Below are 13,501 nucleotides of genomic sequence, written 5' to 3' on the forward strand. Positions count from 1 at the left end.
CGCTGGACCTCGGGCCGGGGAATGCTTAGCTGTGCGGGGCAACGCATGCGACCGGCCAAGCGCGCCCCGGAGGCTCTTCGATGACCGACACCACACTGCCGCCCCTGACCTTGCACCTCGCCGCGCCGCGCGGCTTTTGCGCGGGCGTGGACCGCGCGATCAAGATCGTCGAGATGGCGCTCGAGAAATGGGGCGCGCCGGTCTATGTGCGCCACGAGATCGTGCACAACCGCTATGTCGTCGACGATCTGCGCGCCAAGGGCGCGGTCTTCGTCGAGGAGCTCGACGAGGCGCCGGACGACCGGCCCGTCATCTTCTCGGCGCATGGCGTCGCCAAATCCGTGCCCGCCGAGGCCGCGCGGCGCGAGATGATCCAGGTGGATGCCACCTGCCCGCTGGTCACCAAGGTCCATAACGAGGCGGCGCGCCATTCGGCCGAGGGGCTGCAGATGATCATGATCGGCCATGCCGGTCACCCCGAGACGGTCGGCACGATGGGCCAGCTGCCCGAGGGCGAGGTGCTCTTGGTCGAGACCGAGGCCGATGTCGCCACGGTCGAGGTGCGCGATCCCGAACGCCTCGCCTTCGTGACCCAGACCACGCTTTCGGTCGATGACACGGCGGGCATCGTCGCGGCGCTCAGGGCGCGTTTTCCGGCGATCAAGGGGCCGGGCAAGGAAGACATCTGCTACGCCACCACCAATCGGCAGGAGGCGGTGAAGGCGATGGCCCCCGATTGCGACGCGCTTCTCGTGGTCGGCGCGCCCAATTCCTCGAACTCCAAGCGCCTCGTCGAGGTCGGCGCCAAGGCGGGCTGCGGCTATGCGCAGCTGGTGCAGCGTGCCGCCGATATCGACTGGCGCGCGCTGGGCGGCATCCGCTCCCTGGGGGTGACGGCGGGGGCGAGCGCGCCGGAGGTGCTGGTCAACGAGGTGATCGACGCCTTTCGCGCCCGCTACGACGTCACCGTGAATCTGGTCGAGACGGCGCAGGAGAATGTCGAGTTCAAGGTGCCGCGCATCCTGCGCGCGCCCGCGTGATCCCGCGCGCGCCACTGCTCCTTGGCCTTGCCGGGGTGCTGCCCTTCGCTTGGGGGGCGCTGACAACATGGTTTCCGGGTCTCGCCCCCGGCTGGCTGCCCCAACGCCTCGTCGGGCCCTATGCGCAGGTCTTCTACGGCAGCGTGATCCTGAGTTTCATGTCGGGCGTCTTGTGGGGTTTCGCCACCAAGGCCGAAACCCGCATCGCCGCGATCGGCTACGCCGTCTCGGTGATCCCTGCGCTCTGGGTGGCCTTCTTCGTCGGCGGCGGCTGGGAGCGGTCCAGCCTCGTGCTGATCGCGGGCTTCGTCGGGCTTCTGGCGCTCGATGCGGGCTTCCAGCGCCGCGGCCTCGCGCCGGAATGGTGGCTGCGCCTGCGGCTGCTGCTCACCGGCCTCGTCGTGATCTGCCTGGCGCTGCCGCTGCTCTGAAGGCGCGCCCCTATGGTTCATCTTTCTTCAAATACGCAAATCCGGCGCTGACCGCGTGCGCAGGGCCACAAGTGGCGCCTGCCGGCAGCGGCGGGATCTGCGTATTTCAGGAAAGATGAAGGGGAAGGGGCGCGCCCTGAGGCCCGCCCCGCCCTGTCTTACTGCTGTTCGGACTGGGCGCCGGATTTCGGCTTGGCCTTGCCGAGATCGGGCTTCTGGCCCAGCGGCTCGGGCTTGTCCTTCTTCGAAAAGGTCCCGCGCCCGTCGAGCGAGGGGCCCGAGGTCCAGCGGCCCTCGGGGGTCGGCTCGTCGAGCGAGGTGTTGAGGAAGTAGTAGCTGTGCTCGGTCGCCTCGTGCTCGGTCGGGGTGGAGTTCGGGATCGGCAGGGCGCTTTCCCAGCCGCCCAGCTCCTCGATCACCGCGAGCCATTGCTGCTGGTGCATGGTGTCGCGCGCGATCAGGAAGGAGAGCATGTCCTTCATGCCCGCGTCGTCGGTCATGTTGTAGAGCCGCGAGGCCAGCACCCTTCCGCCCGATTCGGCGGTGGCGTTGGCCATCATGTCGGCGGCAAGGTTGCCGGTGGCGTAGACATGGCTCATGTCGAAAGGCACGCCATTGGCGTTGACCGGCATCGCCGAAAGGCCCGAGGACAGGATATGGCGCGGGTTCATGCCGCCCAGGATCGCGTGGACGACCGGGTCCTTGGCGGCCTCGTCCTGCACCTCCACGGGCGCGCCTTCGAGGTTGAGCGCCACGGCATGGCCGAGAAACTCGATATGGCTCAGCTCCTCGGTCGCGGTCATCATCAGCATGTCGCGGTACTTGGCATCGCCGCGCGCGCCCATCGCCTGAAAGAAATACTGCATGGCAACGCGAATTTCGCCCTCGATGCCGCCGATCGCCTGCTGGAGATGCTTGGCGAAGGCGGGCGAGGGCTTGTCGACGCGGACGTTGTACTGGAGCTTGGAGGAATGGTGGAACATGGGAATGGCCTCGGGTTTCGGTTAAGTCACCGGGCGGAAACGACCGATGGGGGAGGGTGGGTTCCCCATGGCGCGTTGCCGGACGGCGAAGCTTCGCCTAAAGGGGACGCCCGATCCCCCCTGACCAAGGATGCCGCGCATGGCCAAGATCTTCGCCTTCACCGATGGCGCCTGCTCGGGCAATCCCGGCCCCGGCGGCTGGGGCGCGCTGTTGCAGACCAAGGAGGGCGAGGCCGTCAGCAAGGAGCGCGAGCTCAAGGGCGGCGAGGCGATGACCACCAACAACCGCATGGAGCTGATGGCCGCGATCTCGGCGCTCGAGGCGCTGGCCAAGCCCACGCGGCTTACCGTCGTGACCGACAGCGCCTATGTGAAGGGGGGCATCACCGAATGGATGGCGGGATGGAAGCGCAAGGGCTGGAAGACCTCGACCGGCAAGCCGGTGAAGAACGAGGATCTGTGGCGCAGGCTCGACGAGGCGGCGGCGCGGCACGACGTGACATGGCAATGGGTCAAGGGCCATGCCGGCCATCCCGAGAACGAGCGCGCCGACGCGCTGGCGCGCGCGGGCATGGCGCCCTTCAAGCCGGGCCGCGCCAAAGCCTGAACCCTGACCTGAACCCTGACCTGAGACGCGCATGATCGAATGGCGCGAGGAGGGCGCGCTTTTGCGGGTGCGCCGCCATGGCGAGGGCTCGGCCATCGTCGAGGTCTTCACCCGCGGCCACGGGCTGCATGCGGGCGTGGTCCGCGGCGGCGGCTCGCGCCGCATCGCGCCGCTGTTGCAGCCCGGCGCGCAGCTCGACCTGACATGGAAGGCGCGGCTGGGCGAGCATCTGGGCAATTTCACCTTCGAGCCCCTCCGCTCGCGCGCGGCGCAGGTGATGGGGGATCGTCTGGCGCTGTCAGGGCTCAATGCCGTCGCAGCACTTCTCGTCACCGTGCTGCCCGAGCGCGACCCGCATGCGCCGCTCTACGACCGGACCATGGCGCTGCTCGACCTTCTGGGCGAGAGCGAGGTCTGGCCGCTGGCCTATCTGCATTGGGAGCTGGCGCTTCTTGAGGAGATGGGCTTCGCGCTCGATCTTGGCCGCTGCGCCGTCACCGGCGCGACCGAGGGGCTGGAGCTGGTCAGCCCCAGATCGGGCCGCGCGGTCAGCCGGGCGGGGGCGGGGGAATGGGCGTCGAAGCTGCTGCCGCTGCCGCCGGTGCTGCGCGGCGAGGGGGATGCGGGGGCGGCGGACATCGTGGTGGCGCTGCGCACCACCGGCTGGTTCATCGAGCACCGGCTTGTGCCGGGCTCGGGCGACCGGCCTTTGCCGCCCGCGCGCGGGCGGCTGATCGAGGCGATCGAAAGGGCGGGCTGAGCCCCCTTGCCGGGGCCGCGCTTTCCGGCCACCACTGCGGCGACCGGTAATTCCATGAGAGCCGCATGTATCCCTTCGCCGAGCTGATGCCGCCGCAGCTTTTGCTGCTCTCGACCCTCGTGGGCGTCGGCGCGGGCATCGTGAAGGGCATGGTGGGCTTCGCCATGCCGATGATCATGATCTCGGCGCTGTCGCTGTTTTTGCCGCCCGAGCTGGCGCTCGCCGCGCTGATCGGGCCGACGCTGGTAGCCAATGGCATGCAGGCGCTGCGGCAGGGCGGGCGCGCCGCGCTCTCCACCGTGAAGCGGTTTCGTACCTATCTCGTCGCGGGCGGGCTGATGCTGGCGCTTTCGGCGCAGCTCGTCCGGGTGCTCTCGGCCGAGGCGCTGTTCTTGCTGATCGGCGCGCCGGTCTCGGCCTTTGCCCTCCTTCAGCTTTCGGGCTGGAAGCCCAAGGTGCCGGAAAAGTCCCGCGCGCTCGAAGCCGCGATCGGCGGGTTTTCGGGCTTTGTCGGGGGCGTCTCGGGCGTCTGGGGGCCGCCGACGGTGGCCTATCTCACCGCGATCGACACGCCCAAGGGCGATTCGATCCGGGTGCAGGGGGTGATCTACGGGCTCGGCGCGGTGGCGCTGTCTGGCGCGCATCTGCAATCGGGGGTGCTCAATGGCGCGACGCTGCCGTTTTCGCTCTTCATGATCCTGCCCGCAGTGGCGGGGATGTGGCTCGGCGGGCTGGCGCATGACCGGATCGACCAGAAGGCGTTCAGGCATGTGACGCTGATCGTGCTTCTGGTCGCCGGGCTGAACCTCGTGCGGCGCGCGGTGTTCTGAAGCGCGGTCCTCAGAGAACGAAGACGCGGTTGGGATGCAGCTCCGGCCCCATCATGCGGCCCACCGCCACGGCGCGGCCCTCATGCGCGGCCCAGGCCTCTTCGCCGTAATCGAGGCCCGAGGCGATCACCGGCGCCGGGTTGCCGTTCCTGAGCCGCCCCGCGGCCTCGGCCGAGCAGGTGACGCGCGGCAGGTCGGCGAGCCCGTCTTCGAGCGGGCGCAGGAAACGGTCGAGCGCCTCGGATTTCGCCTCCGCCTCGATCTCGCGAAGCGTCACGCCATCCCCGGCGGCGAACGGCCCCGACCAGACCCGGCGCAGCTCGCGCACATGGCCGAGGCAGCCGAGCTTTTCGCCCAGATCGCGCGCGATGGAGCGCACATAGCCGCCCTTGCCGCAGACCATTTCCAGCTTGGCGTGATCGGCATCCGCGCGCTCCAGAAGGATCAGGCTCTCGACCCAGAGCGGACGCGCGGCCAGCTCCACCTCCTCGCCCGCGCGCGCCTTGGCATAGGCGCGCTGGCCGTCGATCTTCACCGCCGAAAAGGCGGGCGGCACCTGTTCGATATCGCCGACGAAGGAGTGCAGCGCCTCCTTGATCTCGGCATCCGTGGGACGGGCGTCGGAGCGCGCGATCACCTCGCCATCGGCATCGTCGGTGTTGGTCGCCGCACCGAAGGTCACGGTGAACTCGTAGGCCTTGAGCGCATCGGTGATGAAGGGCACGGTCTTGGTGGCCTCGCCCAGCGCCACGGCGAGCACGCCGGTGGCATCCGGGTCGAGCGTGCCGGCATGGCCCGCCTTCTTGGCGTCGAAGGCCCATTTGACCTTGTTGACCACCGCCGTGGAGGTCATGCCCGCGGGCTTGTCCACCACCAGCCAGCCCGAGATGTCGCGGCCCTTGCGCTTGCGTGCCATAAAAGGCCCCCTTCGTTCCTGCGAGGCGCGCGGCCTAGCCGCCGGGGCGGTCCGCGTCAACGGGCGAGAGCACGCCGACGATCGGCCCCATGGCAAAGCCGAAATCCGACCGGTTCAGCCCCGGCGCGTGCAAGCGGCTGACATTGCCGTCGAAATAGAGCGCCTGCGGCAGATCGAGGCGGTCGCGGAAGAACGAGCCGAACTCGTAAAAGGTCACCGGCTGGTTGGCGATGACAAAGACCGCGCGGTCGCCCTCCTCGGTGGTGCCGACGCCGTTGCGGACATGGCGCGAGGTGCTGTCGGGCAGAAAGCGCGGATGCAGCTCGCCATCGATCACCAGCATCGGCCCCGATTGCGTGGCATAGCGGCATTCGGGCGCCTCGGCCTCGTAGGCCAGCGTCTCGATCGCGCGCGCGGTGCCCTCGCCGATGCAGAACACGCCGTTGGGCAGCATGCCGAAATTGCCCGGACCGGCATTGGTGACGAGGCGCATCACCTCCTCGCCCTCTTCGAGATACTGGCCCACGGGGCGGCGGTCGGGGTGATACATGCCCGCATTCATCGCGAAGGTCAGCGCCCGCCCCTCGGCCTGCCGGTCGATCTCCTGAAAGCTGCCGTAAAGCCCGCCATTCTCGTCGGTGAGAAACAGCCGCAGATCGTCGGTCGCGGGATCGACCTCGCAGACCGTGTAGGACAGCCCCTCATGGTCGACATCCTCGCAAACCTGCGCCTGGCCGGCCAGCGGCCACGTGCAGGCGGCGGCGAGCCCCAGCGCGGCCAGCCCGAGGCGCGGGGTCATTCCCCGTCCTCCTCCGGGGCGCGGTCGGCGGCCTCGACGTCGCGGCGGACCTTTTCGTCCGACAGAAGGCGGCGGGTCTCGTCCATCCGGTCGAAGGTGCGGTCGATCTCGAATTTGAGATCGGGCGCGTGCTTGAGCTTCATGGTCCGCGCCAGCTGGTGGCGGATCTCGGGCTTGGCGCGCCTGAGCGCGTCGAGCATCACCGTCTCGTCGCCGCCGCCCAAGGGCAGCACGAAGCAGGTGGCGCGCTTGAGATCGGGCGTGGCGCGCACCTCGCCCACGGTGATCGACATGGCCGAGAGCTCGGGCTCGTGCAGGTCGCCCCGGCTTAGAAGCTCGGACAGGCTGCGGCGGATCAGTTCGCCCACGCGCAGCTGGCGCTGCGAGGGGCCACGGGGCTCGGAGGAACGGGATTTGCTCATGCGGCTCCATCTAGTCTTCGCAAGCGGGCTTGCCAAGCGGGCGCGGGCCGCGCGAGACAGGGGCGGGCTTTGAGAGGACAGGCGCATGACCGAGACGACACCGGGGATCGTGATCATGGGGGCGGCGGGCCGGATGGGCCGGATGCTGGTGCAGGCGGTCTGCGACAGCGACCAGGCCCGGCTTGCCGGGGCCGTGGTGCGCGAGGGGCATGACTGGGTCGGGCAGGATGTGGGCCACGCCATGGGCGGCCCGGCGATGGGGGTGATCGCCACCTCCGATCCGCTCGAGGCGATGGCCCGCGCGCAAGGGGTGATCGACTTCACCACGCCGGAGACCACGCTCGAGATCGCGCATCTGGCGGCACAGGCCCGCGCGGTGCATGTCATCGGCACCACCGGCTTCACCGACGCCCAGATCGAGAAGCTGGTGCCGGCCTCGCGGCATTGCACGCAGATCCGCGCCGGCAATATGAGCCTCGGGGTGAACCTGCTGACCGGTCTGACCGGCATGGTCGCCGCCGCGCTGGACGAGGGCTGGGACATCGAGGTGGTCGAGGCGCATCACAACCAGAAGGCCGACGCGCCCTCGGGCACGGCCCTGATGCTGGGCGAGGCGGCGGCCAAGGCGCGCGGCGTGACGCTGTCGCAGGTCGCCGACCGGGGCCGCGACGGCATCACCGGCGCGCGAACCGAGGGGCATATCGGCTTTTCGGCGATTCGCGGCGGCGACATCGTCGGCGAGCACGACGTGATCTTCGCCGGAAAGGGCGAGCGGATCGTGCTGCGCCACATGGCGACCGACCGGATGATCTTTGCGCGCGGCGCGCTGCGCGCCGTGCTGTGGGGGCAGGGGCGGCCGCCGGGCCAGCACGACATGATCGACGTGCTGGGGCTCGGCCGCTGAGCCTTCAGAAGTCGATGGCGAGGCCCTGCTTTTCCCAATCGCCGTAGCGCACCGGCTCGGGGCCGTCGCGGCCGCCGAGCTCGGTCGGCAGCTGCGCGGCCTTGTCGAGCGCCTCGCGGCGGGCGCGGGCCTCCTCGAGCGCCCGGCGGGCGGCGGGCGGCAGATCGGTGGCAGAGGTCTGGTCGGCCATGGCGGCTCTCCTGATGCGCGCCGGGCAGGGCGGCGCTTGTGCGGCGGATGCTCGGGATATACGTGCTGAGCCGTCTCCAACAACCCCCGGACCCGCCATGACACAGCCCCGCACGGCCCCAGATGACGGCATCGCCGCGCGCCGCGCCGCGCTGCATCTCGTCGAACAGGCGACGGGCGGCCAGCGCCTCCTGTCGGAAACCATCGGCGCGGGCGCGCTGGAGCGGCTCTCGCCGCCCGACCGTGCCCGCGCCCAGCGCCTCGCCACCGCGACGCTGCGCCAGCTGCCGCGCGCCGACCGGGCGCTGAAGCCCTATCTCGCGAAGCAGCCGCCGCTGGCTGTGCGCAACGCGCTCAGGCTCGGCGTGGTCGAGATCATGGAGGGCGCCGCCCCGCACGGGGTGGTCAACGCCATGGTGCAGATCATGTCCCGCGGCAAGCGCACCCAGAGCTACAAGGGCCTCGTCAACGCGGTGCTGCGCAAGCTTGGCGACCAGCCGCCCGAGGCCTTCGCCAAGCTGCCGGTGCCCAAGCTGCCGAACTGGCTGCGCGGCCCGCTTGTCGCGGCCTGGGGGCGCCGGGCGGTCGAGGCGATGGAGGCGGTGCAGGCCGAGACCCCGCCGCTCGACCTGACCGCGAAGGGCGATCCGGCGGCGCTGGCCGAGGCGCTGGGCGGCGCGCTCCTGCCCACGGGCGCGGTGCGGCTGCATGATGCGGGGCAGGTCTCGGCGCTGCCGGGCTTCGAGGCGGGCGAGTGGTGGGTGCAGGACGCCGCCGCGGCGCTGGCGGCGCGGGTGCTCGACGCCAGGCCCGGCGAGCGCGTGCTCGACATGTGCGCGGCACCGGGCGGCAAGACCATGCAGCTCGCGGCCACGGGCGCGGAGGTCACCGCGCTCGATCTGTCGGAGACGCGGCTCGGGCGGCTGCGCGAGAATCTCGACCGCACCGGCCTTGTGGCGCGGGTCGTGCAGGGCGATGCGCTGGAGTTCGACGAGGCAGGCTATGACGCGATCCTGCTCGACGCGCCCTGTTCGGCCACCGGCACGATCCGCCGCCACTCGGACCTGCCGCATGCCAAGGACGGGGCGGAGTTCGGCGCGCTGATCGAGTTGCAGGCCGAGATGATCGACCACGCTCTGGGGCTCTTGAAGCCCGGCGGGCGGCTGGTCTTCTGCACCTGCTCGCTGCTGCCCGACGAGGGCGAGGTGCAGGTCGAGGAGGCGCTGGAGCGCCATGCGGGGCTGCAAAACGACCTCGCGGCGCTGGAGCGCCCGGGCATCGAACCCGGCTGGATCGGCGCGGAGGGGCTGCGGCTGCGGCCCGATTACTGGGCCGAGCGGGGCGGCATGGACGGCTTCTTCATCGCCTGCCTGAGGCCCGGCGCGCGCGACGGGTGACAAGCCACCCCGCCGGGGCCTAGCATGGCGCCGAACGGGGCGAGGGGGGTGATGGCCGATGGGGCGCCTGCAGCGCGGATGGGGGATCGAGCGGCTGCGCTGGCACGCCGACGCCCGCGCGCCCGTGCCCGAGGCGCTGGCCCGCCCGGCCCCGCCGGACGGGCGCGGCCTCGCGTCGCGGGGGCGCGAACTTCTGGCCGAGCGTCACCTGCGCGGCGGGCAGATCGTGGCGGCGCAGGGGCGCATGATCTGGACGCTCGGCCCCGAGACCGACCCCGACGGCATCGCGCTGCACCGCTTCGGCTGGCTCGAAGACCTCGCGGCGCTGGGCGGGCCGGCGGCGCGCGATCTCGCATGGAACTGGCTGCGCGACTGGATCGCGCGCTACGGGCAGGGGCGGGGGCCGGGCTGGGCGCCGGACATCGTGGCGGCGCGGCTGTCCTGTCTCGTCGCACAGGCGGGCTGGCTGTCGGAGGGGGCTTCCCCGCGCGCCGACATGCCGGCGCTCCTGCGCAGCATGACGCTGCAATCGCGCTGGCTGGCGCGGCATTGGCGCCGCGCCGAGGCCGGGCCCGACCAGATCCTCTGCCTCGTGGCGCTGCTGCGGGCGGAAACGGCGCTGCATGGCGCACCGCGCCAGCCCGCGCGCTGCGCGCCGATGCTGGGGCAGGCGGCGGCGCGGGCGATCGGACCCGATGGCGCGATCGCCTCGCGCAACCCCGAGGCGCTGTCTGAGCTGCTGGGCGGGCTGGTCGAGGCGGCGGCGCTGCTCGGGTCGGCCACCACCCCCGCCCAGCGCGAGGCCATGGCGCGCGCGGCGCGGCTCTTGCGGGCGCTGCGCCATGCCGATGGCGGGCTCGCGCGGTTTCACGGCGGCGGGCGCGGGACCGAGGGGCAGCCCGAGCGCGCGCTTCTGGGCGCGGACGTGGCACCTGGCCCGCCGCCCGCGGGGCTCTGCATGGGCTTTGCCCGGCTCGCGGCGGGGCGCAGCACCGTGATCCTCGACGCGGCGCCGCCGCCCAGCGGGCCGCGCGCCTGGGCGGCCCATGCCTCGACGCTGGCCTTCGAGATGACCAGCGGGCGGCGGCCCCTGATCGTCGGCTGCGGCGCGGGCGCGCATCACGGCCCCGACTGGCGCCGCGCCGGGCGGGCGACGCTGTCGCATTCGACGCTCTGCCTCGAAGGGCTCTCCTCGGCCCGGCTCGGGCGCGGCCCGGAAGGGACGGAGCCGCTGACGGAGGGGCCGCGCGAGGTCTTGGCGCACATGACCCGCGCCGACGGGGTGCCGCGCATCGAGGCCAGCCACGACGCCTGGCGCGCGGGCTTCGGGCTGACCCATGACCGGCGGCTCGGGCTTGGCCGGGGCGGCCAGGCGCTGGTGGGCGAGGATCTCCTGACCACGCTCGGCCCCGCCGATGAGCGCGCCTTCGACGCGGCGAGCCGCGCGGGCCCCGATCCGGGCGTGGCCTTCACCATCCGCTTTCACCTGCATCCCGATGCCGAATGCGAACTCGACCCGAAGGGCCGGCAGGCGCGGCTGCGGCTGCGCTCGGGCGAGCTTTGGGTGCTGTCGCATGATGGCGGCGCGCGGCTGGCGCTGGCGCCGTCGGTCTATCTCGAAAAGAGCCAGCCCCGGCCGGTGCCGACGCAACAGGTGGTTTTATCCGGCCGCGCGATGGCCTATGCGACCCTCGTCCGTTGGTCGCTCCTGCGATCGGGCGATGCCGTGCCGACCTTGCGCGACCTGTGGCGCGCGAAGGGCGATCCGGCATGAGACCGGCGGATCAGGACCAGGAAGGACGATCCATGACCTCGCTTGCCCCGCTGCGCCGCGCGCTGCTCTCCGTTTCCGACAAGACCGGCCTCGTCGAGCTGGCCCGCGCGCTCGATGCCCGCGGCGTCGAGCTGCTCTCCACCGGCGGCTCCGCGCGCACGCTGCGCGAGGCGGGGCTGCCCGTGCGCGACGTGGCCGAGGTCACCGGTTTTCCCGAGATGATGGATGGCCGGGTCAAGACGCTGCACCCCAAGGTGCATGGCGGCCTCCTGGCCGTGCGCTCGGATGAAGGCCATGTCGCGGCGATGCAGGAGCACGCCATCCCGGCGATCGACCTGCTGGTGGTGAACCTCTACCCCTTCGAGGAGACGGTGGCGAAGGGCGGCGATTACGAGACTTGCATCGAGAACATCGACATCGGCGGCCCGGCGATGATCCGCGCCGCCGCCAAGAACCACGCCGATGTCTGCGTGGTCACCGATGTCGAGGATTACGAGGCGCTGCTTGCGGAGCTTGAGCGCAACGACGGCCAGACCGATCTGCCCTTCCGCAAGCGCCTCGCCCAGACCGCCTATGCCCGCACCGCCGCCTATGATGCCGCCGTCAGCACATGGATGGCCGCGGCCATCGGCGAGGAAGCCCCGCGCCGCCGCGCCTTTGCCGGCACGCTCGCCCAGACGCTGCGCTATGGCGAGAACCCGCATCAGAACGCGGCCTTCTACACCGATGGCACGAACCGCCCCGGCGTCGCCACCGCCGCCCAGATCCAGGGCAAGGCGCTGAGCTACAACAACATCAACGACACCGACGCCGCCTATGAGCTGGTGGCCGAGTTCGGCGGCGACGCGCCTGCCTGCGCCATCATCAAGCACGCCAATCCCTGCGGCGTCGCCACCGGCAAAACGCTCAAGGAAGCCTATGCGCGCGCCTTCGACTGCGACCGCACTTCCGCCTTCGGCGGCATCGTGGCGCTCAACCGCCCGCTCGACGGCGCGACCGCCGAGGAGATCGCCAAGATCTTCACCGAGGTGGTCATCGCGCCCGGCGCCGATGACGACGCCCGCGCCATCTTCGCCGCCAAGAAGAACCTGCGGCTTCTCGTCACCGACGCGCTGCCCGATCCGCGCAGCCCCCGGCTGGCCTACCGGCAGGTCGCAGGCGGGCTTCTGGTGCAGGACCACGATTCGGGCTTCGTGACGCGCGAGGACCTGAAGGTCGCCACCAAGCGCGCGCCCTCGGCGCAGGAGCTCGACGACCTGATGTTCGCCTGGACCGTGGCGCGCCACGTGAAATCCAACGCCATCGTCTATGCCAAGGACGGCCAGACCGTCGGCGTCGGCGCGGGCCAGATGAGCCGGCTCGATAGCGCGCTGATCGCCGCCGCCAAGGCGGGCCGCATGGGCGAGGCGCTGGGCCTCGCCGAAAGCCCGGCCAAGGGTTCGGTCGTGGCCTCGGACGCCTTCTTCCCCTTTGCCGATGGGCTGATGGAGGCGGCGGGCGCGGGCGTGACGGCGGTGATCCAGCCCGGCGGCTCGATGCGCGACGCCGAGGTGATCGCGGCGGCGGACGAGGCGGGTCTGGCGATGGTGCTGACCGGCATGCGGCACTTCCGTCATTGAGGAGCGCATGATGCGGCTGACCCTCTGGACCGGCTTTTGGGTGTTTCTCGTCGATCAGGCGACGAAATACCTCGTGGTGCACGCGCTGGGGCTGATGGACCGGCTCCACCTGGACGTGATCCCCGGCGTGCTGAGCTTTCGCATGGCCTGGAACAAGGGCGTCAATTTCGGCCTCTTCGCCGGGTTCGACATGCGCTGGGCGCTGATCGGCCTCGCGCTGGCGATCTCGGCGGCGGTGCTGGTCTGGATCGCGCGCGATGGCGGCGGGCGCATGGCGCGGATCTCGGCGGGGCTTCTGGTCGGCGGCGCGCTGGGCAACGTGATCGACCGGGTGCTCTATGGCGCGGTGGCCGATTTCCTCAACGTCACCTGCTGCGGCATAAACAACCCCTATGCCTTCAACGTCGCCGATATCGCCATCTTCCTGGGCGCGGTGGGGCTCGTGCTGTTCGGCGGCGACAAGGCGCAGCCCCGGCGGCGGCCCGGCCATGACGGCGCGGGGCCGCGCGCCAAGCGCGGCACAAAGAGCCCGTGACCCGGCGCGAAAGCTGCGCTAGGCAGGGGGTCGGACGACAGGGACAGGGACGACGCATGCGACTGGCACTGGCCGCGGGGCTGACCGCGCTGACACTCGCGGGCTGCGCGGGGGGCGATGGCTCGGGCGGGCCCGACCCCTCCCTCGTGGCGCCGCAACAGCCGCTCGAGATTCCCGCGCGGCTCGACCTGCCGCCGCCCGCGCCGGGCGTGGCGAACCGCGCCGATCCCGACCCCGGCGCCATCGCGCTGCGGCAGGCCGCGGGCCGGGGCGCGCTTCGGCCGCCTTTCTGACC

General features: G+C 71.2%; 16 protein-coding genes. 11 read left to right on the top strand and 5 right to left on the bottom strand.

Annotated features, from left to right (window positions below):
- Window positions 1-80: 80 nt before the first annotated feature.
- Together ispH and CJ301_RS06810 are read left to right on the top strand one after the other, a co-directional pair.
- Window positions 81-1,040, top strand: coding sequence for a 4-hydroxy-3-methylbut-2-enyl diphosphate reductase (ispH, locus tag CJ301_RS06805; protein ID WP_099275611.1), 960 nt, complete (start codon window positions 81-83; stop codon window positions 1,038-1,040).
- The gene (locus CJ301_RS06810; RefSeq protein WP_099275613.1) at window positions 1,037-1,471 is read left to right on the top strand and encodes a DUF3429 domain-containing protein; all 435 of its coding nucleotides are present in this window, start codon (window positions 1,037-1,039) and stop codon (window positions 1,469-1,471) included. The genes ispH and CJ301_RS06810 overlap by 4 nt, the downstream gene beginning before the upstream one ends.
- Before the next feature lie 158 nt (window positions 1,472-1,629).
- Here CJ301_RS06810 and CJ301_RS06815 read toward each other — a convergent pair whose 3' ends face one another.
- A complete protein-coding gene (locus tag CJ301_RS06815) occupies window positions 1,630-2,454 on the bottom strand; it encodes a manganese catalase family protein (RefSeq protein WP_099275615.1) in 825 nt (274 codons plus the stop codon).
- Between the two features lie 139 nt (window positions 2,455-2,593).
- Between CJ301_RS06815 and rnhA the strand changes: the two genes are divergently transcribed.
- From rnhA to CJ301_RS06830, 3 genes are all read left to right on the top strand, one after another.
- A complete protein-coding gene (gene rnhA / locus CJ301_RS06820; RefSeq protein ID WP_099275617.1) occupies window positions 2,594-3,061 on the top strand; it encodes a ribonuclease HI in 468 nt (155 codons plus the stop codon).
- A gap of 31 nt (window positions 3,062-3,092) precedes the next feature.
- Window positions 3,093-3,821: a DNA repair protein RecO gene (gene recO, locus CJ301_RS06825; RefSeq protein WP_099275619.1), complete on the top strand. Its 729-nt coding sequence runs from the start codon at window positions 3,093-3,095 to the stop codon at window positions 3,819-3,821.
- A gap of 65 nt (window positions 3,822-3,886) precedes the next feature.
- On the top strand, window positions 3,887-4,651 hold the full coding sequence (locus CJ301_RS06830; protein ID WP_099275621.1) for a sulfite exporter TauE/SafE family protein: 765 nt from the start codon (window positions 3,887-3,889) through the stop codon (window positions 4,649-4,651).
- 10 nt (window positions 4,652-4,661) lie between these two features.
- Here CJ301_RS06830 and truB read toward each other — a convergent pair whose 3' ends face one another.
- The 3 genes from truB to rbfA are packed head-to-tail and all read right to left on the bottom strand — an operon-like array spanning window position 4,662 to window position 6,788.
- Window positions 4,662-5,567, bottom strand: a complete 906-nt coding sequence (truB, locus tag CJ301_RS06835) for a tRNA pseudouridine(55) synthase TruB (protein ID WP_099275623.1) — start codon at window positions 5,565-5,567, stop codon at window positions 4,662-4,664.
- Window positions 5,568-5,601: 34 nt separating this feature from the next.
- Window positions 5,602-6,366 carry a phosphodiester glycosidase family protein gene (locus CJ301_RS06840; RefSeq protein WP_099275625.1) on the bottom strand — a complete coding sequence of 255 codons (765 nt, stop codon included), beginning with the start codon at window positions 6,364-6,366 and terminating at the stop codon, window positions 5,602-5,604.
- A complete protein-coding gene (gene rbfA / locus CJ301_RS06845) occupies window positions 6,363-6,788 on the bottom strand; it encodes a 30S ribosome-binding factor RbfA (RefSeq protein WP_099275627.1) in 426 nt (141 codons plus the stop codon). Before rbfA ends, CJ301_RS06840 begins: the two co-directional genes overlap by 4 nt.
- 85 nt (window positions 6,789-6,873) lie before the next feature.
- Between rbfA and dapB the strand changes: the two genes are divergently transcribed.
- Window positions 6,874-7,692: a 4-hydroxy-tetrahydrodipicolinate reductase gene (dapB, locus tag CJ301_RS06850; protein WP_099275629.1), complete on the top strand. Its 819-nt coding sequence runs from the start codon at window positions 6,874-6,876 to the stop codon at window positions 7,690-7,692.
- 4 nt (window positions 7,693-7,696) lie between these two features.
- On the opposite strand, the gene CJ301_RS06855 is transcribed toward dapB, so the two are convergent.
- Entirely contained in the window at window positions 7,697-7,882 is a 186-nt protein-coding gene (locus CJ301_RS06855; protein ID WP_099275631.1) for a DUF1674 domain-containing protein, read from the bottom strand.
- A 97-nt stretch (window positions 7,883-7,979) separates the two neighbouring features.
- Between CJ301_RS06855 and CJ301_RS06860 the strand changes: the two genes are divergently transcribed.
- The 5 genes from CJ301_RS06860 to CJ301_RS06880 are packed head-to-tail and all read left to right on the top strand — an operon-like array spanning window position 7,980 to window position 13,499.
- A complete protein-coding gene (locus tag CJ301_RS06860; protein ID WP_099275633.1) occupies window positions 7,980-9,278 on the top strand; it encodes an RsmB/NOP family class I SAM-dependent RNA methyltransferase in 1,299 nt (432 codons plus the stop codon).
- 58 nt (window positions 9,279-9,336) lie between these two features.
- Window positions 9,337-11,052, top strand: coding sequence for a heparinase II/III family protein (locus CJ301_RS06865; RefSeq protein ID WP_099275635.1), 1,716 nt, complete (start codon window positions 9,337-9,339; stop codon window positions 11,050-11,052).
- A 32-nt stretch (window positions 11,053-11,084) separates the two neighbouring features.
- Window positions 11,085-12,671, top strand: a complete 1,587-nt coding sequence (purH, locus tag CJ301_RS06870; RefSeq protein ID WP_099275637.1) for a bifunctional phosphoribosylaminoimidazolecarboxamide formyltransferase/IMP cyclohydrolase — start codon at window positions 11,085-11,087, stop codon at window positions 12,669-12,671.
- Between the two features lie 10 nt (window positions 12,672-12,681).
- Window positions 12,682-13,206 (top strand): signal peptidase II, encoded by a 525-nt coding sequence (lspA, locus tag CJ301_RS06875; protein ID WP_099275727.1) that lies wholly within the window; start codon window positions 12,682-12,684, stop codon window positions 13,204-13,206.
- A gap of 56 nt (window positions 13,207-13,262) precedes the next feature.
- Window positions 13,263-13,499 (top strand): DUF3035 domain-containing protein, encoded by a 237-nt coding sequence (locus tag CJ301_RS06880; RefSeq protein WP_099275639.1) that lies wholly within the window; start codon window positions 13,263-13,265, stop codon window positions 13,497-13,499.
- Window positions 13,500-13,501: the final 2 nt, after the last annotated feature.

Source organism: Limimaricola cinnabarinus, assembly GCF_002723615.1.
Lineage (GTDB): Bacteria > Pseudomonadota > Alphaproteobacteria > Rhodobacterales > Rhodobacteraceae > Limimaricola > Limimaricola cinnabarinus_B.

Coding starts and splice junctions, on each gene's coding strand:
- CJ301_RS06830 (WP_099275621.1), top strand. CDS start 3,887: ATGTATCCCTTCGCCGAGCTGATGCCGCCGCAGCTTTTGCTGCTCTCG.
- truB (WP_099275623.1), bottom strand. CDS start 5,567: ATGGCACGCAAGCGCAAGGGCCGCGACATCTCGGGCTGGCTGGTGGTG.
- CJ301_RS06860 (WP_099275633.1), top strand. CDS start 7,980: ATGACACAGCCCCGCACGGCCCCAGATGACGGCATCGCCGCGCGCCGC.
- recO (WP_099275619.1), top strand. CDS start 3,093: ATGATCGAATGGCGCGAGGAGGGCGCGCTTTTGCGGGTGCGCCGCCAT.
- lspA (WP_099275727.1), top strand. CDS start 12,682: ATGCGGCTGACCCTCTGGACCGGCTTTTGGGTGTTTCTCGTCGATCAG.
- CJ301_RS06815 (WP_099275615.1), bottom strand. CDS start 2,454: ATGTTCCACCATTCCTCCAAGCTCCAGTACAACGTCCGCGTCGACAAG.
- CJ301_RS06880 (WP_099275639.1), top strand. CDS start 13,263: ATGCGACTGGCACTGGCCGCGGGGCTGACCGCGCTGACACTCGCGGGC.
- rbfA (WP_099275627.1), bottom strand. CDS start 6,788: ATGAGCAAATCCCGTTCCTCCGAGCCCCGTGGCCCCTCGCAGCGCCAG.
- rnhA (WP_099275617.1), top strand. CDS start 2,594: ATGGCCAAGATCTTCGCCTTCACCGATGGCGCCTGCTCGGGCAATCCC.
- ispH (WP_099275611.1), top strand. CDS start 81: ATGACCGACACCACACTGCCGCCCCTGACCTTGCACCTCGCCGCGCCG.
- CJ301_RS06840 (WP_099275625.1), bottom strand. CDS start 6,366: ATGACCCCGCGCCTCGGGCTGGCCGCGCTGGGGCTCGCCGCCGCCTGC.
- CJ301_RS06865 (WP_099275635.1), top strand. CDS start 9,337: ATGGGGCGCCTGCAGCGCGGATGGGGGATCGAGCGGCTGCGCTGGCAC.
- CJ301_RS06855 (WP_099275631.1), bottom strand. CDS start 7,882: ATGGCCGACCAGACCTCTGCCACCGATCTGCCGCCCGCCGCCCGCCGG.
- dapB (WP_099275629.1), top strand. CDS start 6,874: ATGACCGAGACGACACCGGGGATCGTGATCATGGGGGCGGCGGGCCGG.
- purH (WP_099275637.1), top strand. CDS start 11,085: ATGACCTCGCTTGCCCCGCTGCGCCGCGCGCTGCTCTCCGTTTCCGAC.